The organism is Micrococcus sp. TA1, from assembly GCF_014199555.1.
Lineage (GTDB): Bacteria > Actinomycetota > Actinomycetes > Actinomycetales > Micrococcaceae > Citricoccus.
Window position 1 is genome coordinate 318968 of sequence record NZ_JACHNW010000002.1, and the last position, 24014, is coordinate 342981.

The 24014-nt window shown below is 71.2% G+C and carries 22 protein-coding genes; 14 read left to right on the forward strand and 8 right to left on the reverse strand.

The genetic code is table 11. From position 1 onward, the window contains the following. The first annotated feature begins 36 nt into the window (after positions 1–36). Complete coding sequence (locus GGQ69_RS12770) at positions 37–639, forward strand: hypothetical protein (protein ID WP_183529116.1); 603 nt, start codon at positions 37–39, stop codon at positions 637–639. Positions 640–744: 105 nt separating this feature from the next. Beyond that, positions 745–2529, forward strand: a complete 1785-nt coding sequence (locus GGQ69_RS12775; protein WP_183529118.1) for an amidohydrolase — start codon at positions 745–747, stop codon at positions 2527–2529. A gap of 152 nt (positions 2530–2681) precedes the next feature. On the opposite strand, the gene GGQ69_RS12780 is transcribed toward GGQ69_RS12775, so the two are convergent. From GGQ69_RS12780 to GGQ69_RS12790, 3 genes are all read right to left on the reverse strand, one after another. Beyond that, positions 2682–4232: a GMC family oxidoreductase gene (locus GGQ69_RS12780; RefSeq protein WP_183529120.1), complete on the reverse strand. Its 1551-nt coding sequence runs from the start codon at positions 4230–4232 to the stop codon at positions 2682–2684. Between the two features lie 343 nt (positions 4233–4575). After that, complete coding sequence (locus GGQ69_RS12785; RefSeq protein WP_183529122.1) at positions 4576–6051, reverse strand: aldehyde dehydrogenase family protein; 1476 nt, start codon at positions 6049–6051, stop codon at positions 4576–4578. A 102-nt stretch (positions 6052–6153) separates the two neighbouring features. After that, entirely contained in the window at positions 6154–6987 is an 834-nt protein-coding gene (locus GGQ69_RS12790) for an alpha/beta fold hydrolase (protein WP_183529124.1), read from the reverse strand. 146 nt (positions 6988–7133) lie between these two features. On the opposite strand from GGQ69_RS12790, the gene purB reads away from it, so the two are divergent. The 4 genes from purB (at position 7134) to GGQ69_RS12810 (ending at position 11055) form a co-directional block, all read left to right on the forward strand. Beyond that, complete coding sequence (gene purB / locus GGQ69_RS12795) at positions 7134–8627, forward strand: adenylosuccinate lyase (protein WP_255459704.1); 1494 nt, start codon at positions 7134–7136, stop codon at positions 8625–8627. Positions 8628–8646: 19 nt separating this feature from the next. Next, positions 8647–9372 (forward strand): trimeric intracellular cation channel family protein, encoded by a 726-nt coding sequence (locus GGQ69_RS12800; RefSeq protein WP_255459705.1) that lies wholly within the window; start codon positions 8647–8649, stop codon positions 9370–9372. Positions 9373–9491: 119 nt separating this feature from the next. Further along, positions 9492–10352, forward strand: a complete 861-nt coding sequence (locus GGQ69_RS12805) for a methylenetetrahydrofolate reductase (RefSeq protein WP_183529126.1) — start codon at positions 9492–9494, stop codon at positions 10350–10352. Between the two features lie 193 nt (positions 10353–10545). After that, positions 10546–11055 carry a septum formation family protein gene (locus tag GGQ69_RS12810; RefSeq protein ID WP_183529128.1) on the forward strand — a complete coding sequence of 170 codons (510 nt, stop codon included), beginning with the start codon at positions 10546–10548 and terminating at the stop codon, positions 11053–11055. A gap of 169 nt (positions 11056–11224) precedes the next feature. Here the strand turns inward: GGQ69_RS12810 and GGQ69_RS12815 are convergent, their stop codons facing one another. Further along, the gene (locus tag GGQ69_RS12815; RefSeq protein ID WP_183529130.1) at positions 11225–12307 is read right to left on the reverse strand and encodes a hypothetical protein; all 1083 of its coding nucleotides are present in this window, start codon (positions 12305–12307) and stop codon (positions 11225–11227) included. A gap of 394 nt (positions 12308–12701) precedes the next feature. Continuing rightward, positions 12702–14129 carry an aminomethyl transferase family protein gene (locus tag GGQ69_RS12820; RefSeq protein ID WP_183529132.1) on the reverse strand — a complete coding sequence of 476 codons (1428 nt, stop codon included), beginning with the start codon at positions 14127–14129 and terminating at the stop codon, positions 12702–12704. Positions 14130–14286: 157 nt separating this feature from the next. Here GGQ69_RS12820 and GGQ69_RS12825 point away from each other — a divergent pair, with 157 nt between their 5' ends. From GGQ69_RS12825 to GGQ69_RS12845, 5 genes are all read left to right on the forward strand, one after another. Then, positions 14287–14781, forward strand: a complete 495-nt coding sequence (locus tag GGQ69_RS12825; protein ID WP_255459706.1) for an acyl-CoA thioesterase — start codon at positions 14287–14289, stop codon at positions 14779–14781. A gap of 79 nt (positions 14782–14860) precedes the next feature. Beyond that, complete coding sequence (locus GGQ69_RS12830; protein ID WP_183529541.1) at positions 14861–15064, forward strand: hypothetical protein; 204 nt, start codon at positions 14861–14863, stop codon at positions 15062–15064. A gap of 222 nt (positions 15065–15286) precedes the next feature. After that, complete coding sequence (locus GGQ69_RS12835) at positions 15287–15520, forward strand: heavy-metal-associated domain-containing protein (RefSeq protein WP_183529134.1); 234 nt, start codon at positions 15287–15289, stop codon at positions 15518–15520. 133 nt (positions 15521–15653) lie between these two features. Beyond that, positions 15654–17678 (forward strand): cation-translocating P-type ATPase, encoded by a 2025-nt coding sequence (locus GGQ69_RS12840; RefSeq protein WP_183529136.1) that lies wholly within the window; start codon positions 15654–15656, stop codon positions 17676–17678. A 113-nt stretch (positions 17679–17791) separates the two neighbouring features. After that, positions 17792–18697 carry an NADP-dependent oxidoreductase gene (locus GGQ69_RS12845; protein WP_183529138.1) on the forward strand — a complete coding sequence of 302 codons (906 nt, stop codon included), beginning with the start codon at positions 17792–17794 and terminating at the stop codon, positions 18695–18697. Between the two features lie 63 nt (positions 18698–18760). Here GGQ69_RS12845 and GGQ69_RS12850 read toward each other — a convergent pair whose 3' ends face one another. Then, a complete protein-coding gene (locus GGQ69_RS12850) occupies positions 18761–18955 on the reverse strand; it encodes a hypothetical protein (protein ID WP_183529139.1) in 195 nt (64 codons plus the stop codon). 213 nt (positions 18956–19168) lie between these two features. Here GGQ69_RS12850 and GGQ69_RS12855 point away from each other — a divergent pair, with 213 nt between their 5' ends. Beyond that, positions 19169–20608 (forward strand): rhodanese-like domain-containing protein, encoded by a 1440-nt coding sequence (locus GGQ69_RS12855; RefSeq protein ID WP_183529141.1) that lies wholly within the window; start codon positions 19169–19171, stop codon positions 20606–20608. 183 nt (positions 20609–20791) lie between these two features. Here GGQ69_RS12855 and GGQ69_RS12860 read toward each other — a convergent pair whose 3' ends face one another. Continuing rightward, on the reverse strand, positions 20792–21049 hold the full coding sequence (locus GGQ69_RS12860; protein WP_183529143.1) for a metal-sensitive transcriptional regulator: 258 nt from the start codon (positions 21047–21049) through the stop codon (positions 20792–20794). Positions 21050–21179: 130 nt separating this feature from the next. Here GGQ69_RS12860 and GGQ69_RS12865 point away from each other — a divergent pair, with 130 nt between their 5' ends. Together GGQ69_RS12865 and GGQ69_RS12870 are read left to right on the forward strand one after the other, a co-directional pair. Next, positions 21180–21770 carry a rhodanese-like domain-containing protein gene (locus GGQ69_RS12865; RefSeq protein WP_183529145.1) on the forward strand — a complete coding sequence of 197 codons (591 nt, stop codon included), beginning with the start codon at positions 21180–21182 and terminating at the stop codon, positions 21768–21770. A gap of 98 nt (positions 21771–21868) precedes the next feature. Next, positions 21869–22765, forward strand: coding sequence for a sulfite exporter TauE/SafE family protein (locus GGQ69_RS12870; protein WP_183529147.1), 897 nt, complete (start codon positions 21869–21871; stop codon positions 22763–22765). Here the strand turns inward: GGQ69_RS12870 and GGQ69_RS12875 are convergent. Next, positions 22757–23764 (reverse strand): hypothetical protein, encoded by a 1008-nt coding sequence (locus GGQ69_RS12875; protein WP_183529149.1) that lies wholly within the window; start codon positions 23762–23764, stop codon positions 22757–22759. The genes GGQ69_RS12870 and GGQ69_RS12875 overlap by 9 nt on opposite strands. Between the last annotated feature and the right edge of the window lie 250 nt (positions 23765–24014).

The window sequence follows — 24014 nt, forward strand, 5'->3', positions numbered from 1 at the left end:
GCCGGCGGACCGGGGCGGCGGCACCGCACTCCCGCGATGCCGCACCGAAGGGTCCATACACCGGGTCCCGCCGGGGTCGCCCTGCCGCCGGGCGCGGACCGGACCGGTGTCCCCTCGCGCCTGGCGGGGCCGGTGACCCTGGCGGGCCCGGCCACCCTGGTGGCGGCCGGCCTGGCCGCGGCCTCCGTGCCGCTGCACGGCTGGATGCTGGTGGCCCACTCCCACGGCGTGGTCCTGTCCCTGCTGATGGGCGCCATGGCCCTGTGGTGCCTGTGGTGCGCGGTCGGCGCGGTCCGCCGGGGTGACACCCGGACGGCGGGCACGGCCTGTCACCGGATCCGGGCGCTGCGGCACCTCTGGGTGATGGCCGGGGTGATGGCCCTGCTGCACGTGGTGCTGCTGACCGGGGCGCTCGGTGGCGGCCACCACGGAGCCCACGGAGCGGGCGCCGGCACCGCGACGCCCGCCACGACGGGTTTCACGGCGACGGCGGTCGTCGAGCCTGGGGCCGGCGCGGGAACGTCGCTCATGCTGGCCATCGTCGCCCTGGAGGTCGCGGTCTGCTTCGCCTGCGCCCTGGCCCTGCGGACCCGCCGCCCGGGCGGCCCCCGTCCCGGCACCGCCGCAACCCGGCCGTGAGCCGACAGTGGCCCGAGCGTGACCCGCTGAGCGTCACCCGAGAGTCACCCGCCGACCGTCACCTCACCTGCTGACTCCATGAACCACACGATGAAGGGAACGCACATGTCCTCACCCTCACCCTCCCCCTTCCCCTCCCCCTCCGGCGATTCGACGCCGGGTGGCGCGCCCACCCGGGAACCGGCCGGGCCGGCGTCGGGCTCCGACGGACCGCTGGTGCTGACCGGATCCCGCATCTTCACCGCCGACCGCGACCACCCCTGGGTGGAGGCCCTGGCCGTGGCCGGGGGGCGCATCCTCGTGGCCGGCTCGCTGGCCGAGGCCCGGCAAGCGGCGGGACCGGACGCCGAACTCGTCGACCTGCAGGGCGCGCTCGTGATGCCGGGCTTCTGCGACGTGCACATCCACCTCGGCCTCGGCGGCCGCCAGCTCGCCTGGGAACTGCCGGTGCTTCCGACGGACACCGTCGAGGGGATCCTCGCCAAGGTGCGGGAGTGGAGCACCGCCCTGCAGCCGGACGACTGGGTCGTCGGTGGGATCGTGGGGTCCACCGTGATGGACACCCTCACCGACGTCGGGATGCTGGCGGCCCTGGACGAGGCCTCGGGCGGGCGCCCGGTGATGCTGCGGGACGACTCCATGCACAACCGGTGGGTGAACTCGCGGGCCTTGGAGCTGATGGGGGTCGGCCCGGACACGCCCGATCCCCAGGACGGCACCTATGTCCGTGACCACGAGGGCCGGCTGACCGGTGTGCTGTGGGAGATGGCCTCCCAGGTGGCCGAGGCGACGGTGGCCGACAGCATCCAGGACCTGGACGCCTACCTCCGCCGCGCCCTGCAGGAGGGCCTGCGCGCGGCGCACTCCTTCGGCATCACCTCGGTGCAGGAGGCGGCCACGATGGAACCCACCCTCCGGGCGCTGCACCAGATGGACACCGCAGGTGAACTGACCGCGTGGGTGGTGGCCTCCATGCCGGCCCAGCAGTTCCTGGAACCCGGAGCCGTGGGACCGGAGCTGTTCGAGGCCGCCGAGCAGTACCGCAGCACCCACGTCCGTCCCGACTTCGCCAAGTACGTCCTGGACGGGGTCCCGATGACCCGCACCTCGGCCATGCTGGGCCCCTACCGCTGCTGCGCCGACCATCACTCCCCCGAGGACCGCGGGCACCTGATCTGGGATCCCGAGGAGCTCCGCGCTTCGCTGGCGGACACCGTCGGGCGGGGCCTCAGCGCCAAGCTGCACGCCACCGGCGACGCCGCCGTGCGGATCGTCCTCGACGCCGTGGAGCACGTCCGCCGCACCCACGGCGGGCAGCCGCGGTTCCACGTGGCGCACGCCGAGTACATCGCGCACGAGGACCTGCCCCGGTTCGCCGAGCTGGACGTCGTGGCGGACGCGTCCCCCTACATCTGGTACCCCTCGGTCATCCAGTCCTCCATCTCCCAGCAGGTCAGCGAGGAGGTGTTCGAGCAGAGCTGGCCGATGCGGGATCTCGTGGATTCCGGGGCCGTGGTGGCGGCCGGTTCGGACTGGCCGTGCGCCCTGCCCAGCCCGGACCCCTGGGTGGGGCTGCAGACCATGGTCACGCGCCGCAGCCCGGACGGGTCCATGCCCGGTGCCCTGAACGCCGACCAGGCCCTGACCGTGGAGGAGGCCGTGGCCGCGTTCACCCGGGAACCGGCCCGTGCCATGGGCCTGGGTGACGTGACGGGCAGGCTCGCCCGGGGCCTGGCGGCCGACTTCATCGTGGTGGACCAGGACGTGTTCACGGTGGATCCGGAGGACATCCACCGGACCCGGGTGCTGCAGACCTGGTTCGCGGGGCGTCCCGTCCACACCGCCGCGCAGGACGAGGAGCCCGTCGCGGCCGGCGCACCCCGCGACTGAGACTCACCGGATCCGGCCCGGTGGCTGGTCCTGTCCCTGTGGGTGGCGCCGGGAGGGACGATTCCAGCCACCGGACGACGGCGGCGCCGCACCTGCGTAGGTGCGGCGCCGCCGTCGTGGGTGGGCCAAGGGGGTAACCCGGGAGTGCCGGTTCAGAACGGGGTGACGCCGGTGATCGCCGCGGCGGCCTTCTCCCCGATCAGCACGGAGGGGGCGTTGGTGTTGCCGGTCGTCACCCGGGGCATGATCGAGGCGTCCGCCACCCGCAGCCCCCGCAGGCCGTGCACCCGGAAGGTCTCGGGATCCACCACGGACTGTGCCCCGGTGCCCATCGCGCACGTGCCGACCTGATGGTGGTAGGTCGTGGTGGTGTTGCGGATGTACGCGATCAGCTCATCGTCCGAGTCGCCCACGGCCGGGCCGGGGAAGACCTCCTGCGCGCCGAGCTCCTGCAGGGCGGGCCGGGCCGCGATGGACCGGCACTGGCGCAGCGAGAACAGCATCGCTTCCAGGTCCTCGGGTGCGGTGTACGCGCCCAGGTCGATGCGCACCGGGTCCTCCGCCTCGGGCCCGGACAGCGTCAGGCTGCCCCGGGAGGCCGGTCGCACGATCCCCGCCAGCAGGGAGAACCCCTCCTCGGGTCCCTCCATGAGCTCCCCCGCGGTGTTGGTGTACATGGGCACCGAGAAGAAGATCGGCTGGGTGTCCGGCACGTCCATCTCCGGCGAGGACTTGGCCCAGTAGTGCACCTGGGCCACCGCCACCTCGGGCGCCGGCTGGGGCTGTTCGGTGGTGCAGACCACCGGCACCAGCAGGTGGTCGTGCAGGTTGCGCCCGACGCCGGGCAGGTCCAGCACCACGTCCACGCCCACCTCGCGCAGGTGCTCGGCGGGGCCCACGCCGGAGCGCAGGAGCAGTTCCGGCGAGCCGATCACCCCGCCGGTGAGGACCACCTCCCCTGCCTCGACCGTGAACCGCTCCTGCCCGCGCGCGAACTCCGCACCCGTCACCGCGCCGTCCTGGATGAGCAGTCGCCGGGCGTGAGCGCCCGTGACGAGGGTGAGCCTCGGATGGTCGGCGATCGGCTTGAGGTAGGCCCGCCAGGTGTTGAAGCGCTTGTGGTCCCGCAGGTTCAGCTGCATCCACCCCACGCCCTCCACCGAGCCGGCGTTGTAGTCGGCGTTCCGGGGCACGCCCTCCTGGACGGTGGCGTCGTGCATGGCCTGCTGGACGGGGTGGCGCGGGTAGTCCGTGGTGACGTCCAGCGGGCCGTCCTGGCCGCGGACCCCGGGCTCGCCGTCCGCGTAGGCCTCGATGGCCCGGAAGTACGGGAGCACCTCGTCCCAGGACCAGCCGGTGCAGCCGTCCTGGGCCCAGCCGTCGAAGTCGGCCCGGTCGCCCCGGACCCAGATGGTCGCGTTCAGGGCGTGCGAACCGCCGAGCACCTTGCCCCGGGGGAGGTGGACGCGGCGATCGTTGAGTTCGGGCTGGGGCTCGGTGAAGTAGTTCCAGTCCACGTCCGAGCCCCACAGGTAGCCCAGCCGGGAGACGTCGTCGATGTCCGGGTTGATGTCGTGGTCTCCCGCCTCCGCGAGGGTGACCGTGTGCCCGGCGTCCAGGAGCCGGCGGGCGATGACGCAACCGGCGGAACCGGCTCCGATCACCAGGAAGTCAGTGGGTTCTGTGGGGGTGGTCTCGGGCATCGAGGCGCTCCGTTCCGGGTCGGTCAGTGCTCTTGGCCGTGCCCCGGGCAGGCCACTGCGGCACCGCCCGGGACACGGTGATAGGCGTCACCGTAGGCAGGCCCGGGGCCACGTCGATTGCCTTTCCGCGCGTAGTCCATGACGATCCGCGCACGAACGACGGCGGCGTCGCACCGGGATGGTGCGACGCCGCCGTCGGAGGGGATGACGCCGGGGGCCGGAAGGCCTCGGACGCATCAGGTGTGGGATTCGTCGGCCAAGGATGCCCTCATGGCCGACGAATCCCACTCCTGATGTCAGGCGGCGGGGTTCAGGGACGATCCCCCGCGGCCGGTCCGGCCATTCAGAGGCGCTTGACGCCGATGGTGTGGGCGGTGGTGAACTCCTCGATGGCCCATTCACCGTTGAACCGGCCCAGCCCGGAGTTGCGCTCGCCGCCGAAGGCCACGTGGGCCTCGTCCTGGACGGTCATCTCGTTGACGAACGTCATCCCGGCCTTGACCCGCTGGGCGAACCGCACCCCGCGGTCCAGGTCCTGGGTGAACACCGCCGAGGACAACCCGTAGACGTGGTCATTGGCCAGCTGAAGGGCGTGGTCCTCGTCCTCGGCCTTGAGCACCGCGACCATGGGGCCGAAGATCTCCTCGCGGGCGATCTCCATCTCCGGGCTCACGTCGGTGAACACGTGCGGGGGCACGACGCGGCCGGTGATCTCGCCCTCGACCGCGACCGTCGCCCCCGCCGCACGGGCCCCGTCGATCTTCTTCTTGAGTCCCTCGAGCTGGGAGTCGTTGACCACCGGGCCGACCAGGGTGCCCTCGGCGGCCGGGTCCCCGAACTTCACCGACTGGGCCGCGGCGGTGAACTTGGCCACGAACTCGTCATAGACCGGGGCCTGGACGATGATCCGGTTCACGGACATGCAGATCTGGCCCGAGTGCAGGAAAGTACCAGGAATGGCCTGGCCGACGGCGGCGTCCAGGTCCGCGTCGTCCAGCACCACCAGCGGGGCGTTGCCACCCAGTTCCAGGGAGACCTTCTTCAGGTGCTCCCCACTGGTGGCCACGGTGCCCACGTTCTGGCCCACCGGGGTGGACCCGGTGAAGGAGATCAACCGCGGCACCGGGTGCGCCACGAACGCGTCCCCGATCTCCGAACCGGCACCCACCACCACCGAGAGCACTCCGGCCGGCAGCCCGGCCTCCTCGAAGACCCTGGCCAGCAGCAACCCGCCGGTCACCGGGGTGTCCGAGGCCGGCTTGATCACCACGGCGTTGCCCACCGCCAGGGCCGGGGCCACCGAGCGCTGGGACAGGTGCAGCGGGAAGTTCCACGGGCTGATCACCCCCACCACCCCCACGGGCTTGCGGTAGACCCGCATCTCCCGGTCCGGGGTGTTCGAGGGATGAATGGTCCCGTGCACCCGGGTCGGGAACGAGGCGGACTCGGCCGTGATGCCCGCGGCCAGGGACACCTCGATGTTGGCCTTGAGCATGGTCGCCCCGCCCTCGGCGACCAGCCAGGACACGATCTCCTCGCGGCGCTCCTCCAGGATCTCCCCGGCCCGGCGGATGATCCTGGCCCGCTCGCCCGGGGCCATCGCGGCCCAGCCGGGCTGGGCGGCCTCGGCCGCACGGTAGGCCTCGTCCAGGTCCTCTCCCGAGGCCTGCCGGATCCGCGCCACCACCTGGTCGTTGAACGGGTTGGTGTCCGTGTTCACCTTCTCCGAATGCCCCGCCCGCCACTCACCGGCGATGAACTGGGTGTCCACCGGCTGCCCGGCGAACGTGGCGGTCGTGGTCTCTGCAGTCACAGTCATGAATCTCTCTCCTTCGAGGAAACGCCGACGCCGGGGGAAGACGCCGTGATTGATGGTCTATCAGAGAACGCTGGCGGGAACCTGCATATCGACGACCACCACTCAGTCCCCGGCCAGGTAGTCCAACACGGCCCGCGCCACCCCCTCGGGGTTCTCGAGCGCGAGGTCGTGGCCGGCGCCGGCGATCGTGCCCAGCCGGGCGTCCCCGAGGCGCCGCGCCATCTCCCCGGACAGTTCCGGTGACAGCTCGAGGCTGTGCTCACCGCGCAGCAGCAGCACCGGGCAGGAGATCGCGTCGATGGCGTCCCACAGCACGGCCGGGTCCACGCTGTCGAGCGAGCCGACCAGCCCCCGGGCGTCGAAGCGCCAGCGGTACCGGCCGTCGTCGCCTCGCACCAGGCTCTGCTCGACCGACCGGCGGACGAGGTCGGGACGGGCCCGGGGACCACCGGAGCGCAGGGCGAGCGCCTCGGCCACGGTGCCGTGGGACGCGGCTCCGAGCTCCTGCAGGTACTCGCGCAACCAGGCCTGGAGCTGGCCGTCGGCGGTCTTCGGCGCGGTGTCGGCGATGACCAGCCTCCCGAACAGGTCGGGCCGCCGCGCCGCGGCCAGCAGGACCACGGTGGCTCCCATCGAGTGCCCGATCACGACGGGGCGGTCCAGGCCGACCGCCTCCAGCCACGCGATCAGGTCCTCGGCCATGGTGGACCGTGCGTAGTCCCCGGCCCAGTCGCTCAGTCCGTGCCCGCGCTGGTCCAGCACCCAGACCTGGTGGGTCACCGCCAGTTCCGCCACGGCCGGGTCCCACTCCCGGGCATGGCCCAGGAGTCCGTGGAGCATCACGAGCGGAGTGCCGCCGGGGCGGCCGACCACGCGGTAGTGCAGCCTCAGCCCCCGCACCTCGGCCCAGCGCGACCCGTCCGGGAACTCGTCCACAGGCTCCGTCCCAGCCGTCCCGCTCCCAGCCGTGCGCCTCCACGGCCACCCGAACCTCGATCTCTTCGCCATGTCCACAGCATGGCCGATCCCACGCGTGAAGCAGTCAGCATGTCGGCGTCGCGGCGCGTGGGAGAATATGGGCCATGCCTGAGTCCTCCACGCCGCAGTCCGCCTCCGCCACCGGTTCCGCCGCGGGTTCGCCCGCAGCGTCGGCCGCCGCCCCCGCGTCGCAGGGCCCGACGCCGGCCCGCCAGTCCCTGGCCGACGCCGGCATCCCGCTGGGCCCGCTCGACGGACGGTACCGCGCCGCCGTCGCGCCGCTGGCGGACCACCTGTCCGAGGCCGCGCTGAACCGCAACCGCATCCACGTGGAGGTGGAGTGGTTCATCCACCTGGCCAACCGCCAGGTCCTGCCCGGGCTGTCCCCGCTGACGCCGGAGCAGGAGGCGGGACTGCGGGCCGTCGTCACGGACTTCGGCCCCGAGGGCGTGGACGAGCTGGGCTCGATCGAGGCCAAGACCGTGCACGACGTCAAGGCCGTGGAGTACTACATCGGCCGCCGGCTCGAGGGCCTCAGGCTGGCCCATCTGACGCCGCTGGTGCACTTCGCCTGCACCTCCGAGGACATCAACAACCTCTCCTACGCCGTGGGCGTGCGCGACGCGGTGCTGGACGTCTGGCTCCCGGGTGCCCGCACCGCCGTCGGGACCATCCGCGAGCTGGCCGCGAGCGCGGCGGGCGTGCCCATGCTCTCCCGCACCCACGGCCAGCCGGCCACGCCCACCACGCTGGGCAAGGAGATGGCCGTGTTCGTGTTCCGGCTGGAGCGGCAGCTGCGGCGGATCGAGCAGCAGGAGTACCTGGGCAAGATCAACGGCGCCACCGGCACCTACGCCGCACACCTGGCCGCCGCGCCGGGCGCCGACTGGCAGGAGGTCTCCCGCACGTTCGTGGAGCACCTCGCACTGACCTGGAACCCGCTGACCACCCAGATCGAGTCGCACGACTGGCAGGCGGAACTGTACGCGGACGTCGCCCGGTTCAACCGGATCCTGCACGGGTTCTGCGTGGACGTGTGGAGCTACATCTCGATCGGCTACTTCGCCCAGATCCCGGTGGCCGGCGCCACCGGTTCCTCGACGATGCCGCACAAGGTCAACCCGATCCGCTTCGAGAACGCCGAGGCCAATCTCGAGCTCTCCAACGCGCTGCTGGACTCCCTGGGCGCGACCCTGGTGGAGTCCCGCTGGCAGCGCGACCTCACCGACTCCACCTCGCAGCGCAACATCGGGGTGGCCCTGGGCCACTCGGTGCTGGCCCTGTCCAACGTCACCAAGGGCATGAAGCAGCTCAAGGTCGCCGAGCAGGTGCTCGCCGGGGACCTGGACGAGAACTGGGAGGTGCTCGGCGAGGCCGTGCAGACCGTGATGCGCGCCCAGGCGATCGCCGGTGTCGAGGGCATGGACAACCCCTACGAGCGGCTCAAGGACCTCACCCGCGGCCAGCGGGTGGACGGGGCGCGGATGCGCGAGTTCGTGGCCGGCCTGGGCCTGGGGCCCGACGCCGAGGCCCGCCTGATGGCGCTCACCCCCGCCTCCTACACCGGGCTGGCCGAGGAGCTGGCGCAGGGCGTCTGAGCCCGCGCCGGGGACAGCGATGATCACGCTGACGCTGTGGCGGGCGGGCGTGGAACCGGAGATCCCGTCACCCTCGAACGAGCTGGACCCGCTGGTCGAGCAGCTGGAGTCCGCGCTGCCCACCCTGCTGCTGGTCCTGGACCTGCTCGGGGTGTTCTTCTTCGCGGTGTCCGGGTCCCTGCTGGCGGCCCGGCGCCACTTCGACATCATCGGGTCGGTGTTCCTGGCGTTCTTCGCCGGCCTGGGCGGCGGCGTGGTGCGGGACCTCATCATCAACGAGGGCGTGCCGAACTCCTTCTCCAACCCGCTCTACCTGCTCCCGCCGCTGCTCGCCGCGGGCCTGGTCTACGTCCGCTTCATCCGGCAGGACCGGATGCGCCGCGGCCTGCTGGTGTTCGACGCCGCCGGACTCGCCCTGTTCTGCGTCACCGGCACCCGGACCGCGCTGGCGGCCGGGATCACCCCGGTCATGGCGATCGTGCTGGGCGTGACCACCGCCGTGGTCGGTGGGTTGCTGCGCGACGTCACGGCCAACGAGGTGCCCGAGATCTTCAACCCGCGGGGTCTCTACGCGGTGCCTGCGCTGTTCGGGGCCGCGCTGACCGCGCTGCTGTGGTGGCTGCATTGGTTCAACTGGCTGTCGCTGGCCCTGATCATGGTCGCCGTGTTCGCCGTCCGGGTCGCGTCCCTGCGCCGCCGATGGAGTGCGCCCTATGCGGACCGGGGCATCAAGGCCGCCGACTGAGCCCCACCTCTATACCTATCGCCATAGTTATATTAGTGTCGGTTCCAGCAGTGTGATCGAGACCACCGTCGGGGCGCCACCATCGGGCCCGCCGACCCGAGAACCGCCGAGGAAATGCCATGAACGCCACCCCCGCCACCGGCCGCCAGACCGTCATGACCGAGCCCTCGCTGGAGATGACCGGCAAGGACAAGGACATCGAGTCCCTGCGCGATGCCGCCTCCGTCATCCCGCAGGGCACCCGCATCAACGTCACCTTCCTCGGCAACGAGGACCTGTCCATGCGCGTCAAGGCCTCCACCGCCGCCCGGGACCTCGGCTTCGTCCCGGTCCCCCACATCTCGGCCCGCCGGCTGACCTCGCAGACGGAGCTCGTCGAGTTCCTCACCGCGCTGCGGGAGCAGGTCGGCACCACCCACGCCTTCGCCGTCGGCGGGGACCCGTCCGAGCCGATGGGGCCGTACGCCTCCTCGCTCGAGGTCATCGAGTCCGGCCTGTTCAAGGAGCACGGGTTCACGGACATCTCGATCGCCGGCTACCCCGAGGGCCACCCGGACATCACCGACGCCCAGCTCTGGGACGCCCTCGAGCGCAAGAACGCCTCCCTGCAGGAGCAGGGCCTCAACGGCACGATCCTCACCCAGTTCGGCTTCGACGTGGACCCGATCGTGCACTGGATCGAGGAGGTCCGCCGCCGCGGCATCCAGCTGCCGATCCGCGTGGGCGTGCCCGGCCCCGCCGGCATCAAGCGCCTGCTGACCTACGCCAGCCGCTTCGGCGTCTCCACCTCCGCCGGCATCGCCAAGAAGTACGGCTTCTCCCTGACCAACCTGCTCGGCACCGCCGGTCCCGACAAGCTGATCTCCGCCCTGGACGCGGCCATGACCGAGGACCACGGCGACGTGAAGCTGCACTTCTACACCTTCGGTGGCATGCGCGCGACCGCCGAGTGGATCGAGGAGTACCAGCGCAAGCACTGACCCCCTCCCCATCGCCGCCAAACCGCGCTGCCGTCGTCGGGATCCCGGCGGCGGCAGCCCTGCGTGGCGAGGGACTTCGGCAGCGCTGTGTGGCGGGGGGGTGCGGGGCCAGGGGTCGCAGCCACTCCGTGAGGACTGCGGTGGCGGCCGCGAGGACACAGACACGCGCGGTCGCCTCCGTAGAGTGGAGGACATGAGTCGTCCCCGGCCTGCGCGCGCCCTGTCCGCCCCGACGGCGGCACTCGCCCTCGCGGCCCTGCTCACCGGGTGCGGCGGTCCGGGAGCCACGGAGGAGGTGGTCGGGACGTCCACCCCGACGCCCGCCGTCTCCGCGGTGGAGACGAGCATCTTCGAACTGTCCCCGGGCCAGTGCTACGACCGGCCGACCGCGGACGGCCTCTACGCGGTCGCGGTGGTGCCCTGCACCGTGGCCCATGACCTCGAGGCCTACGCCCTGTTCCAGCTCGACGAGCCGTCCTGGCCGGGCGACGAGCGGGTGCACGGGCTTGCCGACGCCGGCTGCCGCGCGGAGTTCACCGCCTTCACGGGCACGGCCCCGGAGGACTCCGATCTCGGGTACACCATGTACACCCCGTCCTCGGGGTCCTGGTCCGAGGGCGACCGCCAGGTGCTGTGCGCCCTCCAGCTCAACAGCGGTGGCCGGTTGATCGGCTCCCAGGCCGGTGACAACGCTCGAGGCTGAGGCCCAAACGCCCCGCGTCACGGGCAGCGGTCATCACGTGCGCCAATCATCACGACCGCTAATAATCCCAGGCGCTAATCATCCTCGGATGGACGAATCAGGCCGGGAGGACCTCGGGAGATGTCCATTCTGGCCTGACATTTCGGTAGCCCATCACCTGACATTCCGGTCACCTCCGCCGAGGCACACCCGCTCGCCGCAACTTCGCCTCCAGTCTGGCCGGGTTGCGCAGGTCTTCCGCCAACCACCGCACCATGCGCAACCCCCGGTCGCAGATGGCGTCCTCACGGCGCCTCTCTTCGGCGATGACCTGCTCCGCGGAGAGCCCGGAGTAACTGCGCCGGCCCAGATACTTCGCCAGGCCGTCGAACTCCCCCACCGTGCCGGCGCCCTCCCACCAGAAGTCCGTGATGCCCAGCAGCGCGCCGTTCTCGTCGTGCACCCGATGCTGCATGTCCGGCAGGGCGAATCCGAGGTCGCGGATCACCACTCGGCTGACGGATTCTCCCGGCGACTCGGTCTCACCCGTGGCGAATCGTGCGCGAGTCAACATCCGCTCCCTCGCGGCCGCCGAGGTGCAGAGCTCCTGCAGGCCCAGGATTTCCTCCCTGGACCAGGGCGTCGGCGTGGACGCCCTCGTGTTCTTGAGTCCGGCAGGCCGGCCGGCCAGGAGGGCGTCCAGCACCGTGGCGGCCTCCGCGGGGTCCATGCGGGGGACGGTGTCGGCCAGCGCCCGGTCCAGGGACTCGACCCGGAGGGAGACTCCGGCCAGCACCAGCTTCTCGGAGGGTGTGCCACCCCGGTCCACGTCCCGGAGTGATCGCCACGCCTGCGGCCACATCCGGTGCCGCTCCGCGAACGGCGCGTGCTGGGCGCCGGGCGTGCGAACCGGCCTCCTGACTCCCGTCGATCCGGCGCGGGCCGTCCGGACACTGACCTCTCGCGGGAACGACCACAGGCTGATCCCATGGAGGGCCAGCGCCGTCTCCCGGCAGAACACCGCGTCACCCGCCCGCCGGGAGGCGGCGATGGCGAGCACGGTGGCCATGTACCGGCTCATCGGAAAGGCGTCGTTCCATCCCGCGCGCTCGGCGTAGGCACCCGGACGGATCCGGATGAGATCACCACGCTCCACGGCCCTCGACAGTCGTCTGGGGTCCTGCGCAGAGGCGCCCGATGGGTCCGCCAGGATCATCGGGATGGTCCAGGCGCGCAGGGTTCCGTCCGCCTGCATGAGCACGGGATGGTCCACGTAGAGTCCTGGCACACCTGCACGGGTTGGGGATGTCGTGATCGTCATCGGTCCAGCACATCGCGGAACGCGGTCGCCGTGCTGCCACGGTGGCCGAGCGTGTGGACAACCCGGCCGGATGACCCCCGGGAGGCGAGCTGTGGAATGACCCGCCGCCGGTCAACCATGCTCCAATGGACCATTCAGTCCGGCAGGAACCGGGGATCTGTCCACCGCGGCATGATTACCGGCCACCCCACCCACACTCACCCACGACGACGGCGCCCCACCTCCGAGGAGAGGGGGCGCCGCGCGCTCGGGCCGGGTCAAGATGGGGCCAGCGACCCGTCACGGGCCGCCCGCGAGGGACTACCCATCACGGGCCACCCGTCCGGATCCGGACAGCGGGCCGGACTCAGGCCTTGTAGCCGGTGCGCCAGCCTTCCTGGTAGGACTCACGCGCCACGGCGGAGTACGGCACCGGGGAGACGGTGGCGTTGACCTCGGTCTGCTGGTGCGGCTCGACGGTGGTCTTCTTCGTGCCGCCGTCCTCCTCGCCCCAGACGACCTTCAACCGGGCGCCCTCGGGCACGTCCGGGTTGATGGTGGCCAGGGACAGGGCGCGCTTCTCGTTCGCCGAGTAGCCGGTGAACATGGACACGCCCACCACGGTGCCGTCGTCGTCGATCACCTTGTCGAAGTTGGACGAGCCGTAGTTGGCCAGCGGCAGGTCGAAGTACTTGAAGGGGGTGCCCTCCGTGTCGTACAGCGAGGCCTGGATGCGCTGGATGTCCTCGGCGTCCCACGCCAGGGTGACCTTCTTGCGCTGGGCGGCGGGGTCCATCTTCTCCAGGGCGTCGCGGCCGATGAAGTCGTGGTCGAACTTCACGAAGGACCCGTAACCGAGCTCCCAGGGGGTGTGGTAGTAGTCCTCGATGTTGTCCGAGACGAACGATCCGGCCACGGCGTTGTTGGCCTCGTAGGAGTCGGCGCCCAGCCACTGGCGGTACTCGGCCAGCAGGTCCTCACCGGTGTAGATGGCCGGCAGCGGGGACGGGATCCAGCCGGACTCCAGGGTGTTGGAGGGGTAGGCCCGCGAGCCCACGGCCAGCATGCCGAACTCCTCGCCGGCGGCCAGGATGGCGTCGCGCATGCGGTCGTAGTCGGCGTAGGGGCCCCAGATCTCCAGGCCCGGGGCGCCGGACATGCCGTGGCGCAGGGTGCGGACCTGGGTGCCCTCGATGTTCATCCAGGACATGTTGAAGAACTTCAGCTTCTCGAGGGAGCCGCCGTGCAGCTTCTCGATGATCTCCCAGGCGCGCGGGCCCTGGATCTGGAAACGGTAGTACTCGCGCTGCACCGGCTTGCCCATGGGGCGGGAGGGAGAGCGGCGGTCCTCGACGATCTCCAGGTTCTGGTAGCCGTTCTTCTCGGCGTTGAACAGCAGCCAGTTGGTGGACGGAGCGCGGCCGACGTAGACGATCTCCTCCTCGGCCTGGCGGAACATGATGCCGTCGCCGATGACGTGGCCGGCCGGGGTGACCGGGACGTACTGCTTGGCCTTGTCCACGGCGAAGTTGGCCACGGAGTTGATGGCGGTGTCCGAGATGAGGTTGATGGCGTCCGGGCCGCGCAGGATCAGGTTGTCCATGTGGTGGGACTGGTCGAAGAGCACCGCGGAGTCCCGCCAGGCGCGCTGCTCGGAGCGCCAGTTCGAGAACTCGGGGGCCACGACGGGGTAGATGTAGGCGCCGATCTGCGCATTGCGCAGGCGCTCGACGACGTTGCCGGACTCGTCCAGCACGTCCTGCAGAGACTTGGTGGTCACAACGGTTTCAGACATCGGTTCGGTCCTCTCGGATGGTCCTGCGGAGGGGTGCTGCGAGCAGGGAGTGATCTGTCCCACACCTGCTTCGTCACCGACCATATACCTATACGCATAGGTATGTCGATACCCTCCGCCCTGCCCCCGCAGCCCCGCCCCGGGTTACGCTCCCCCCATGACCATCCAGCCCCCGAACGAGCCCGCCGACCGCACCTCCGCCCTGCCCGCCCCCGGGCCGGACGGCACCACACGGGCCGGTGCGGACCCCGTCAGCTTCCACACCCGCAAGTGGGTCAAGCCCGAGGACCTCAACGCCAACGGCACGCTCTTCGGCGGGTCGCTGCTGCTCTGGATCGACGAGCAGGCGGCCATCTACGCGAGCATCCAGCTGGGCACCCCCCGCGTGGTCACCAAGTTCATCTCCGAGATCAACTTCGTGTCCTCGGCCCGCCAGGGGGACGTGATCGAGATGGGCCTGAAGGCCACCCACTTCGGCCGCACCTCCCTCACCATGCGCGCGGAGGTCCGCAACATGATCACCCGCCACGTCATCCTGACGATCGAGCGGATGGTGTTCGTCTCGCTCGGCGAGGACGGCAAGCCCGCCCCGCACGGCTACACGGACACCACCGACGACCGGGACCGGTTGCCGATCGAGCTCCGGGACTGATCGCCCTCCCCCGGGACCGGCGCAACCGTGCATTGACACGGGAAGAAGCCGATAATGGAGACAACCGAGAGGAGACGTCATGAGCGAAGCCACCCACGAGCCGCAGACGACGACCGAGACGGTGACGGTCACGAAGACGGTGACCACCACGGACGCCGACCTGGCGCAGCAGCTCGTCAACGACGCCACCCAGCAGCAGGTGAGGTACGAACACGACGACGCCAAGGCCGATGACTGGGGCAAGGCCTCCTTCCCCGCCTCGGACCCGCCGCAGAACTACTGACCACCCCGCAAGGCCCGACGGCGCCGCCGTCGCCTTCCAGCCCCGGCCCGGCCCCGGACACCCTCCGGCGCCGGGTCGTCCTGCGTCCTGCGCCACTGCCTCCTGCCTCCTGACCTGCGCGAAGACAGTTCGTCGAACTTGACCCAGGTCAAGGATCGGCCCGCCATTCCCTCGTACGTTGACGGTGTCAGCACCAGACACGACGAACGAAGGGAGTCTCAGATGACCACCGCGACCACCGCCCACACCATCTTCCGCGCCGAGGGCTTCTCCTGCCCGTCCTGCGTGGGCAAGATCGAGAAGCAGGTCGGCCGGCTCCAGGGCGTGCAGAACGTGACGGTCCACTTCGCCTCCGCCCGCATCGAGGTCGACCACGACGCGACCACGACCTCCGTCGAGGACATCGTCGCCGCCATCGCCAAGGCCGGTTACACGGCCACCCCCTCGGCCTTCTGATCCGGCCTCCCGCCCGTGACCCGCGGCGGTCACGGGCAGTGGGGGGTCGTCGCCGTCACCGCACGGACCAGCCCCCTCGCCTTAGCCCCCTCACACGCACCCCTCGCATCCACCCGGAAAGGTCGCACTCGCCGTGAACAGGCTCCAGACATGGCTCCACAGCAGCTGGTCCGTCCCCATCATCTCGGGCCTGCTCATCCTCCTCTCCTTCGGCATCGAACAGCTCGGCGGCGGCGCATGGAACGCCGCCATCGGGCCGCAGTGGTGGATCGACACCGGCGAGCACGCGCACGGCTCCGGCACAGTCTTCACCCTCGCCACCCTCGTGATGCTGGCCGCGGCCCTCGTCGCCGGTTACGGGATCGTGCGCACTGCGGTCCGCGCGCTGAGGGTCAGGGTCATCGGGATCGACCTGCTGGTGTCGATCGCGGCCCTCGGCGCCGTCCTCATCGGCAACTTCTGGGAGGCCGCGGCCGTCACCTTCCTGTTCGCCGTCGGCCACGCCCTCGAGGCGGCCACGCTGAACAAGACGCGTTCGGCGCTGACCGAACTGATCGCCGTCGCCCCGGACACGGCGATCGTGATGCGGGACGGTGAACAGGTCGAGGTCCCGGCCCACCAGGTGAGGATGGGCGAGATCGTGCTGGTGAAGAACGGGGCGAAGGTCCCGGTGGACGGCCAGGTCGTCTCCGGCACGGGCGCCATCGACGAGGCCTCCATCACCGGTGAGTCGATCCCCGTGGAGAAGGCCAAGGCGGACCAGGTCTTCGCGGGCACCGTCTCCCGCGGCGGCTTCCTGCAGGTGCTGGCCACGGGCATCGGCGCGGACACCACCCTGGCCCGTATCATCCACCGCGTGGAGGAGGCCCAGGACGCCAAGGCGAGGACCCAGGCCTTCATCGACCGCTTCTCGAGGTGGTACACGCCGGCCGTGATCGTGCTGGCCCTGGTCACTTGGATCCTCACCCAGGACGTGGTGCTGGCCCTGACCCTGCTGGTCATCGGCTGCCCCGGCGCCCTGGTGATCTCCATCCCGGTCGCCATCGTCGCCGGCATCGGCCGCGCCGCCCGCAACGGCATCCTCATCAAGGGCGGCGAGTTCCTGGAGACCTCCGCCAGGATCTCGGCCGTGGCCGTGGACAAGACCGGCACCCTCACCGAGGGCAGGCCCCGGCTGACGGATGTCGTCGTGCTGGGCGAGGGCACGGACCGCACCGAGGTGCTGCGCTGGGCCGCGGCTGCCGAGGCCGGCTCGGAGCACCCGCTGGCCCGGCCCATCCTGGACTCCGCCCAGGAGGCGGGGGTGGCCCCGGCGGGCATCCCCGGCCACGTCACCCCGGTCCCCGGCAAGGGCATCGTGTCCGACGTCGGCGGCCGGCGGGTGCTGGTCGGCAACCTGCCGCTGCTGGCCCAGTACGACGTGACGGACGACGTCGGCGCCGGCCCGGCCGCGCGCGGGCTCGCCGCCGCGGGCAAGACCCCGATGATCGTGGCCGTCGACTCGACGGTGATCGGCGTGATCGCGGTGGCCGACCAGGTCCGGCCGGACGCCCCGGCCATGGTCGACCGTTTGCACGAGGCCGGCGTGAGGAAGGTCGTCATGCTCACCGGCGACTCCCGCCTGGTGGCCGAGTCCATCGGAGCGACGACGGGGATCGACGAGATCCACGCTGCCCTGCTGCCGGAGGACAAGCTGGAGGTGGTGGCGCGCCTGCAGCGTGAGGGCCACACCGTGGCCATGGTCGGCGACGGCGTCAACGACGCCCCGGCCCTGGCCACGGCGGACATCGGCGTGGCCATGGGTGCGGCCGGTTCGGCGGTGGCCGTGGAGACCGCGGACATCGCGCTGATGGGCGACCACCTGATGAAGCTGCCGGAGTCGATCAGCCTGGCCCGGCGCACCGTGAGCGTGATGAGGCAGAACATCGCGATCGCGCTGATCACGGTGGTGCTGCTGCTGGCCGGTGTCTTCGCCGGCGGGGTGACCATGTCGGCCGGGATGCTGGTCCACGAGGCGTCCGTGCTGCTGGTGATCCTCAACGCCATGCGGTTGATGCGCAACGACAGCCACTCGACCGCGATGGCGAAGGAGGCGCGGGCCCCGTCCCACCACCGGGACTTCGAGGCCACCGAGGGCTCCCCGTCAGTGGGCGTCTGAGCGCCCGGGCCGGCAGGACTGGATCGGGAGGCGCGGAACGGGGAAGGTGGGCTCGACGGCCCGCTCGCCACCCGGACGCGCCGCCCGGGGACAGGACACAGGAGGAGAACCAGATGTCGAAGGTGTTGGTCTTCACGGACTTCGGGGGCCCGGAGAACCAGGAACTCATCGAGCGCGAGGTGCCCCGGCCTGGCCCCGGGCAGGTCGTCATCCGGGTGAAGGCGGCCGGTGTGAATCCGGCGGACGCGAAGATGCGTCAGGGGCTCTTCGGCAGGAAGCGCACGCTGCCCTCACCGATGGGCCTGGAGGCCTCGGGGGTCGTCACCGCGGTCGGCGAGGGCGTGGAGGAATTCGCCGTCGGGGACGAGGTCCTCGGCCTGCCGGTGCGGGGTGAGGGCACCTTCGCCGAGCACGCGGTGCTGGACGCGGCCAGGACCGTGGCCAAGCCACCGGAGATCTCCTTCGTGGAGGCGGCGACCATCCCCGTCGCCGGGACGGTCGCCTACGACGTCACCCACCAGGTCGAGCTCGAGCCCGGCCAGAGCCTGCTCATCCTCGGGGCCGGCGGCGGCGTGGGCCTGATGGCGGCCCAGATCGGCAAGGTGCATGAGTTCCGGGTGATCGGGGTGGCCAGCGCCTCGAAGAAGGAACTGGTGGAGTCCACCGGCGCCACGTTCGTCGAGTCCGGCGACGGCGTGGTGGACCGGGTGCGCGAGATCGCCCCCGAGGGCGTGGACCTGGTCGTGGACCTGGTCGGCGGGCAGGCGCTGCGGGACATCGCGCCCGTGGCGAAGGACCCGGGGCACGTCCTCACGACCGTCGACCCCGGACTCGCCGAGGAACTCGGCGGGTCCGGGGTGCGGCGCACCCGGGAGGCCCTGGCGAAGGTCACCGGCGTCGTCCAGCACGGTCTCATCGACCCGCACGTGGGCCGGCGCTACAGCCTGGCCGAGGCCCCGGCCGCGATGGCCGCCGTCGAGGGAGGGCACGCCGCGGGCAAGGTGGTCATCGAGCCGTGAGCGCGGGCCACGGCCGGATCGAACGCTGATGGATGGGGGTCAGCGCCGGACCGGATGAGCGGCTCAGCGGCCGAACAGCCTGCTCAGCCAGCCCGAGCCGGCGCCCGCGGAACCGCCCGCCCGCGCATCGACGATTGCCTTCTGGTCGCACGTGCACCGGTTGGACACCGGCACGTTCCTCATCACCTGGTCGACGTGGTTGCCGCAACCGGCCCACGTGGTCTTGCCGCACTTCCTGCAGGTCACCGCTTGGCACATGACGAGTTCTCCTTCTCGAGGGTCATAGGGTCGGAGGTGGACCGGACACGTCCGTCGGCACCTACCGGAATATACCCCAGGGGGTATATGTTGAACAGCATATCGCATGATCGGGATACCCCCCGAGGTACTTGCGGGATACCCCCAGAGGTATTACTCTCGACTCAGAACGGATACCCGAGGGGGTATCTGGAACCCAACGAAGGAGACGCCATGCTGCTTGAACGGATCTACGACGAAGACCTCGCCCAGGCCAGCTACTTCATCGGCTGCCAGAGGAACGGCACGGCCGTCGTGGTCGACGCCCGTCGCGACCTCGCCCCCTACCTGGAGCTGGCCGAGAAGAACGGCATGGAGATCGTGGCGGTCACCGAGACCCACATCCACGCCGACTACCTCTCCGGCACCCGTGAGCTCGCCGCCAAGACCGGCGCCGAGATGTACGTCTCCGGCGAGGGCGGCCCCGACTGGACCTACGGCTTCGAGGCCAACCTCCTCCACGACGGGGACAAGATCACGATCGGCAACATCACCGTCCAGGCCGTGCACACCCCCGGCCACACCCCCGAGCACCTGTCCTTCCTCGTCACGGACGGGGCCTTCAGCGACCAGCCGGGCTACATGCTGACCGGTGACTTCGTCTTCTCCGGCGACCTCGGCCGCCCGGACCTGCTGGACGAGGCCGCCGGTGGCGTGGACACCCGCTTCGGCGGTGCCAAGGACCTGTTCCGCAGCCTCAAGGAGAAGTTCGTGACGCTGCCGGACCACGTCCAGGTCTACCCGGCCCACGGCGCCGGCTCGGCCTGCGGCAAGGCCCTGGGCGCCATCCCCTCCTCCACGGTCGGCTACGAGCGCCTCTACGCCTGGTGGGGCAAGTACGTCGCCAACGACGACGAGCAGGGCTTCGTCGACGAACTGCTCGAGGGCCAGCCGGACGCCCACGCCTACTTCGGCCGCATGAAGCGCGAGAACCGGGACGGCCCGGCCGTGATGGGCGACCGCGCCCCGCTGCCGGAGTTGGCGATCGAGGACGTCGCCCGCGACCTCGAGCAGGACAAGGTCACCTTCGTGGACACCCGCCCCGTGGACGAGGTCCACGCCGGGACCGTTCCCGGTTCGATCAGCATCCCGGCCCCGGGCAAGATGGCCACCTACGGCGGCTGGGCCTACGACCCGGAGAAGGACGACCGCCCGCTCGTGCTGCTGGCCCAGGACCAGGAGCAGGCCCAGCAGTTCTGGGACCACCTGGTGCGCGTGGGCATCGACAAGGTCACCGGTTACGTGACCGGGATCCAGGGCCTGCCGATCACCACCCCGCGGATCATCCAGCCGGAGGAGCTCGAGGGCTTCGACGCCGCCCTGGTCCTGGACGTGCGCAACAAGACTGAGCACAGCGACGGCCACGTCCCCGGCTCGCGCCAGCTCAGCGCCGGCCGCGTGCTGTGGCACCAGGACCAGCTGCCCGCCGAGGGCACCATCGTGACGTACTGCCAGTCCGGCGTGCGCAACTCGGTGGCCGCCAGCGCCCTGCGCCGGGCCGGGCACGACGTCGTCGAGCTCGACGGCAGCTTCAGCGCCTGGTCCGAGTGGGCCCGCCGCACCGGGGTCCAGCCGGAGACCTCCGCGACGGCCCAGGAGCCGGTCAGCGCCTGACCGGACAGCCGGTGGGCTGACAGCACGACACACAGAAGGGGCGCCCCGCGGGGCGCCCCTTCTGTGCATCCCGCCTGCGCACTCCTTCCGCCCCCGGGCACGCCAAAGCCTCCGGGCACGCGAAAGCCCCCGGAGCGTCGACGGGTCAACGCTCCGGGGGCCTCAGGAACCGCAGTCCAGGCCTCAGGCCAGGGAGAGGAAGAGTTTCTCCATGTCCGCCTTGTCCATGGAACCGTCTTCCTTGAGCAGGCACTGCTCCAGGCCGGTGGCGATGATGGCGAAGCCGGCCCGGTCCAGCGCCTTGGAGACGGCGGCCAGCTGGGTGACCACGTCCTTGCAGTCGCGGCCCTCCTCGAGCATGCGGGTGACCGCGGCCAGCTGGCCCTGGGCCCGCTTGAGCCTGTTGAGGACCGGCTTGAGCTCGGTGGTGTCGAGTTCCATGAGGTGCTCCTCGGGTCGTGGGGGGGATATCAGTCTCCGCCATTCTATACCCCCCGGGGTGTGTTGCATACCCTCGGGGGTATGTGGCAGACTCATGGAGTCATATCCAGACGAACGGAAGAGAAGCCTCTTGACCTCCCCCACCCCCGCCCTGACCGACGTCGACGCCCCGACCCTGCGTGAGTGGATCGACCGCCACGATGACCTGATCGTGCTGGACGTGCGTTCCGCCGCGGAGTTCGAGGGCCTGCACATCAAGGGTTCCTACAACGTCCCGCTGCCGCTGCTGTCCGAGCACGCCGACGAGCTCGCCCAGCGCCTGGACCGCCACGTGGTGCTGGTCTGCCAGTCCGGCGTCCGCGCCGGGCAGGCCCGCACCCGGCTGAACACCGCCGGCCTGGAGAAGGCCACGGTCCTCATCGGTGGCGTCCCCGCCTTCGAGGCCGCCGGCGGGGACGTCGTGCGCGGCGCCCAGCGCTGGTCCCTGGAGCGCCAGGTCCGCATGGCCGCCGGCTCCCTCGTGCTGGCCGGGATGCTGGGTGGGAAGCTCGTCTCCCCCAAGGTGAGCATGCTCGCCGGTGCCATCGGCGCCGGGCTGAGCTTCTCCGCCGTCACCAACACCTGCGCCATGGGCAACGTCCTGGCCAAGATGCCCTGGAACAAGACGGCCTCCGAGCCCACCGCCCAGTCCGCGATCGAGCAGTTGCCCTCCGCGGGCTGACCCAGACCGCCCGGCGGCGGCGCACCCCCTCCCCCCTCCGCGCCGCCGTCGGGCCCCTTTCCTTCCCGCCCCGCCCGGCCTACTCCCAAGGACCATCCATGACCGTCACGCTCATCGTCACCCTCGCGCTCTCGGTGCTGATCGGGGTCTCCCTCGGCCTGCTGGGCGGTGGGGGGTCCATCCTCACCGTCCCGATCCTCACCTACGTGGCCGGGCTTCCCGCCAAGGAGGCGATCGCCGCCTCACTGTTCGTGGTGGGCACCACCTCGCTGGTCAGCGTGGTCTCCCATGCCCGCAAGGGGAGGGTGAGGTGGCGTACCGGCCTCGTCTTCGGAGTGGCGAGCATGGCGGGTGCCTTCGGCGGCGGGCTGCTGGGCGGCCACATCCCCGGCACCGTGCTGATGATCGCCTTCGCCCTGATGATGGTCGCCACCGCGGCCGCCATGATCCGGGGCCGGAAGAAGGCCCCCTCCTCCGGCGGGGACGAGGCGAAGAGGCTGCCCGTCGTCAAGGTCGTCCTCGAGGGCCTGGTGGTCGGCCTGGTCACCGGGCTCGTCGGCGCCGGGGGCGGCTTCCTGGTGGTGCCCGCGCTGGTGCTGCTGGGCGGGCTGTCCATGCCGGCCGCCGTCGGGACGTCCCTGGTGGTCATCGCCATGAAGTCCTTCGCGGGCCTGGGCGGCTACCTCACGAGCGTCCAGCTCGACTGGGGGCTCGTGGCCGGGGTGACCGCCGCCGCGATCGTCGGCTCGCTGATCGGGGCGAAGCTGACGGGGATCATCCCCGAGAACGTCCTGCGCGAGGGCTTCGGCTTCTTCGTGCTGGCCATGGGCGTCTTCGTCCTGGTCCAGGAACTGCCCTCCCCCGCAAGCGTCATCGTCGGCATCCTGGGCTCCGGCGCGGTGGCCGCGGTCCTGCTGTGCCGCTACGCCATCCCCTCCTGCCCGCTGAACCCCCGCCGGCACCGGGAACCGGTTGCGGAACCCCAGTCAGCCTGACTCCTGGCCGACGGGCGTCACCGGTTCCAGGGCGATGGTCCCGTAGACCCGCCGGTAGGGCTCGAGCGCACCGCTGATCTGGTCCAGGGTGCTCGCCGAGTCCGGGATCACCTCGAGGACGTCCTCCAGGACCGAGACGGTCCGGCCCCGGCGGCCCATGATGGTCTCGCGAGCCGGGCCGGCGCAGTCCTCGTCGGCGAGGATGTCCTCGAAGCCGTCGCGGAGCACGTCCCGCAGTTCGGCCGCGTACAGGTCCGTCCTGCGCAGGGTGGAGTCGTAGAGCGCGAGGACGCAGGCGACGGTCGTGCTGGGCCCGGACTCCCGCCGGTCGATCGCGTCGGTCAGCAGCCGCTGGCCGTGGCCGTCGAGCCGGGCCAGGATCTCTCCCGCACCGGCCCACGCCACGGTCAGGCGCAGGTCCACCTGTGCGATGACCGTGGCCGGGCCGGCGGCGATCCAGATCGACTCCCCGGGGAGGATGAAGGCCGAGGCGTTGGACGGCTTGCCCCGTTCCTGGGCCGCCCGGTGCATCACCCCGGACTGGAGGGTCTCCAGCCGGGTGCGCCCGGGCCGGTGCTCCTGCACCACGTCCCAAGGCGTGGTCCGCAGGATCCACACCGCGCCGGTGCGGTTGTGGAGCCACGTGTAGGCGGGCGTCGTGTCCGTGCGCAGGCACGCATCCCACTCGTCCAGGATCCCCCGCCCCGCCGGATCGGTGGTCGACAACCGCAGCGCCTGCGCCGACCCGAGGTCCTCGCAGGTCCCCTGGGCGGTCTTGTGCACGTGCGGGGTCGGAGTGCCGGAGGTCCGGTGGGACCTCGTGTCCGTGCCCTCCGGCGTGGGGACCCCGAGCCCCGGCCCGGGTGCTTCGCCGGGCGCCTCGGTCGGCGCATGGGTCCCGGGCGGCGGATCGGGCCCCCTGCCGGCGTCCGGCGCCCCCGCCTCGCAGCCCGTGAGTGCGATCACCAGGGCCGCGACGATCCATCGTCCCCGCCTCATGCGGTCATTGTGGGCCAGCCCGGCAGACGGGGGAAGTGCTGGCGTCCCCTCGGGGCGCCGGTCCGCGCACGTGCTCGGGGCGCTGATCCGCACGGATGCACGGGGTGCCGGCCCGCGAGGGCACCCACGGATGCGGCGCAGGGGTGCCGTGCGGAGATCTCACGCGGGGGTGCGGCGCAGGCCTGCCGGACCTGTGCACGCGGTGAACCCCTGGCCTACCCTGTCTGCCACCAGGGACCGTACCGCGGAG

What these genes read in the sequence shown, in the direction of transcription:
- GGQ69_RS12860 (WP_183529143.1), bottom strand. Translation starts at nt 21,049, where the DNA reads ATGGAACTCGACACCACCGAGCTCAAGCCGGTCCTCAACAGGCTCAAG.
- GGQ69_RS12875 (WP_183529149.1), bottom strand. Translation starts at nt 23,764, where the DNA reads ATGAGGCGGGGACGATGGATCGTCGCGGCCCTGGTGATCGCACTCACG.
- GGQ69_RS12780 (WP_183529120.1), bottom strand. Translation starts at nt 4,232, where the DNA reads ATGCCCGAGACCACCCCCACAGAACCCACTGACTTCCTGGTGATCGGA.
- GGQ69_RS12845 (WP_183529138.1), top strand. Translation starts at nt 17,792, where the DNA reads ATGTCGAAGGTGTTGGTCTTCACGGACTTCGGGGGCCCGGAGAACCAG.
- GGQ69_RS12820 (WP_183529132.1), bottom strand. Translation starts at nt 14,129, where the DNA reads ATGTCTGAAACCGTTGTGACCACCAAGTCTCTGCAGGACGTGCTGGAC.
- GGQ69_RS12810 (WP_183529128.1), top strand. Translation starts at nt 10,546, where the DNA reads ATGAGTCGTCCCCGGCCTGCGCGCGCCCTGTCCGCCCCGACGGCGGCA.
- GGQ69_RS12830 (WP_183529541.1), top strand. Translation starts at nt 14,861, where the DNA reads ATGAGCGAAGCCACCCACGAGCCGCAGACGACGACCGAGACGGTGACG.
- purB (WP_255459704.1), top strand. Translation starts at nt 7,134, where the DNA reads ATGCCTGAGTCCTCCACGCCGCAGTCCGCCTCCGCCACCGGTTCCGCC.
- GGQ69_RS12785 (WP_183529122.1), bottom strand. Translation starts at nt 6,051, where the DNA reads ATGACTGTGACTGCAGAGACCACGACCGCCACGTTCGCCGGGCAGCCG.
- GGQ69_RS12825 (WP_255459706.1), top strand. Translation starts at nt 14,287, where the DNA reads ATGACCATCCAGCCCCCGAACGAGCCCGCCGACCGCACCTCCGCCCTG.
- GGQ69_RS12855 (WP_183529141.1), top strand. Translation starts at nt 19,169, where the DNA reads ATGCTGCTTGAACGGATCTACGACGAAGACCTCGCCCAGGCCAGCTAC.
- GGQ69_RS12770 (WP_183529116.1), top strand. Translation starts at nt 37, where the DNA reads ATGCCGCACCGAAGGGTCCATACACCGGGTCCCGCCGGGGTCGCCCTG.
- GGQ69_RS12835 (WP_183529134.1), top strand. Translation starts at nt 15,287, where the DNA reads ATGACCACCGCGACCACCGCCCACACCATCTTCCGCGCCGAGGGCTTC.
- GGQ69_RS12850 (WP_183529139.1), bottom strand. Translation starts at nt 18,955, where the DNA reads ATGTGCCAAGCGGTGACCTGCAGGAAGTGCGGCAAGACCACGTGGGCC.
- GGQ69_RS12805 (WP_183529126.1), top strand. Translation starts at nt 9,492, where the DNA reads ATGAACGCCACCCCCGCCACCGGCCGCCAGACCGTCATGACCGAGCCC.
- GGQ69_RS12800 (WP_255459705.1), top strand. Translation starts at nt 8,647, where the DNA reads ATGATCACGCTGACGCTGTGGCGGGCGGGCGTGGAACCGGAGATCCCG.
- GGQ69_RS12870 (WP_183529147.1), top strand. Translation starts at nt 21,869, where the DNA reads ATGACCGTCACGCTCATCGTCACCCTCGCGCTCTCGGTGCTGATCGGG.
- GGQ69_RS12775 (WP_183529118.1), top strand. Translation starts at nt 745, where the DNA reads ATGTCCTCACCCTCACCCTCCCCCTTCCCCTCCCCCTCCGGCGATTCG.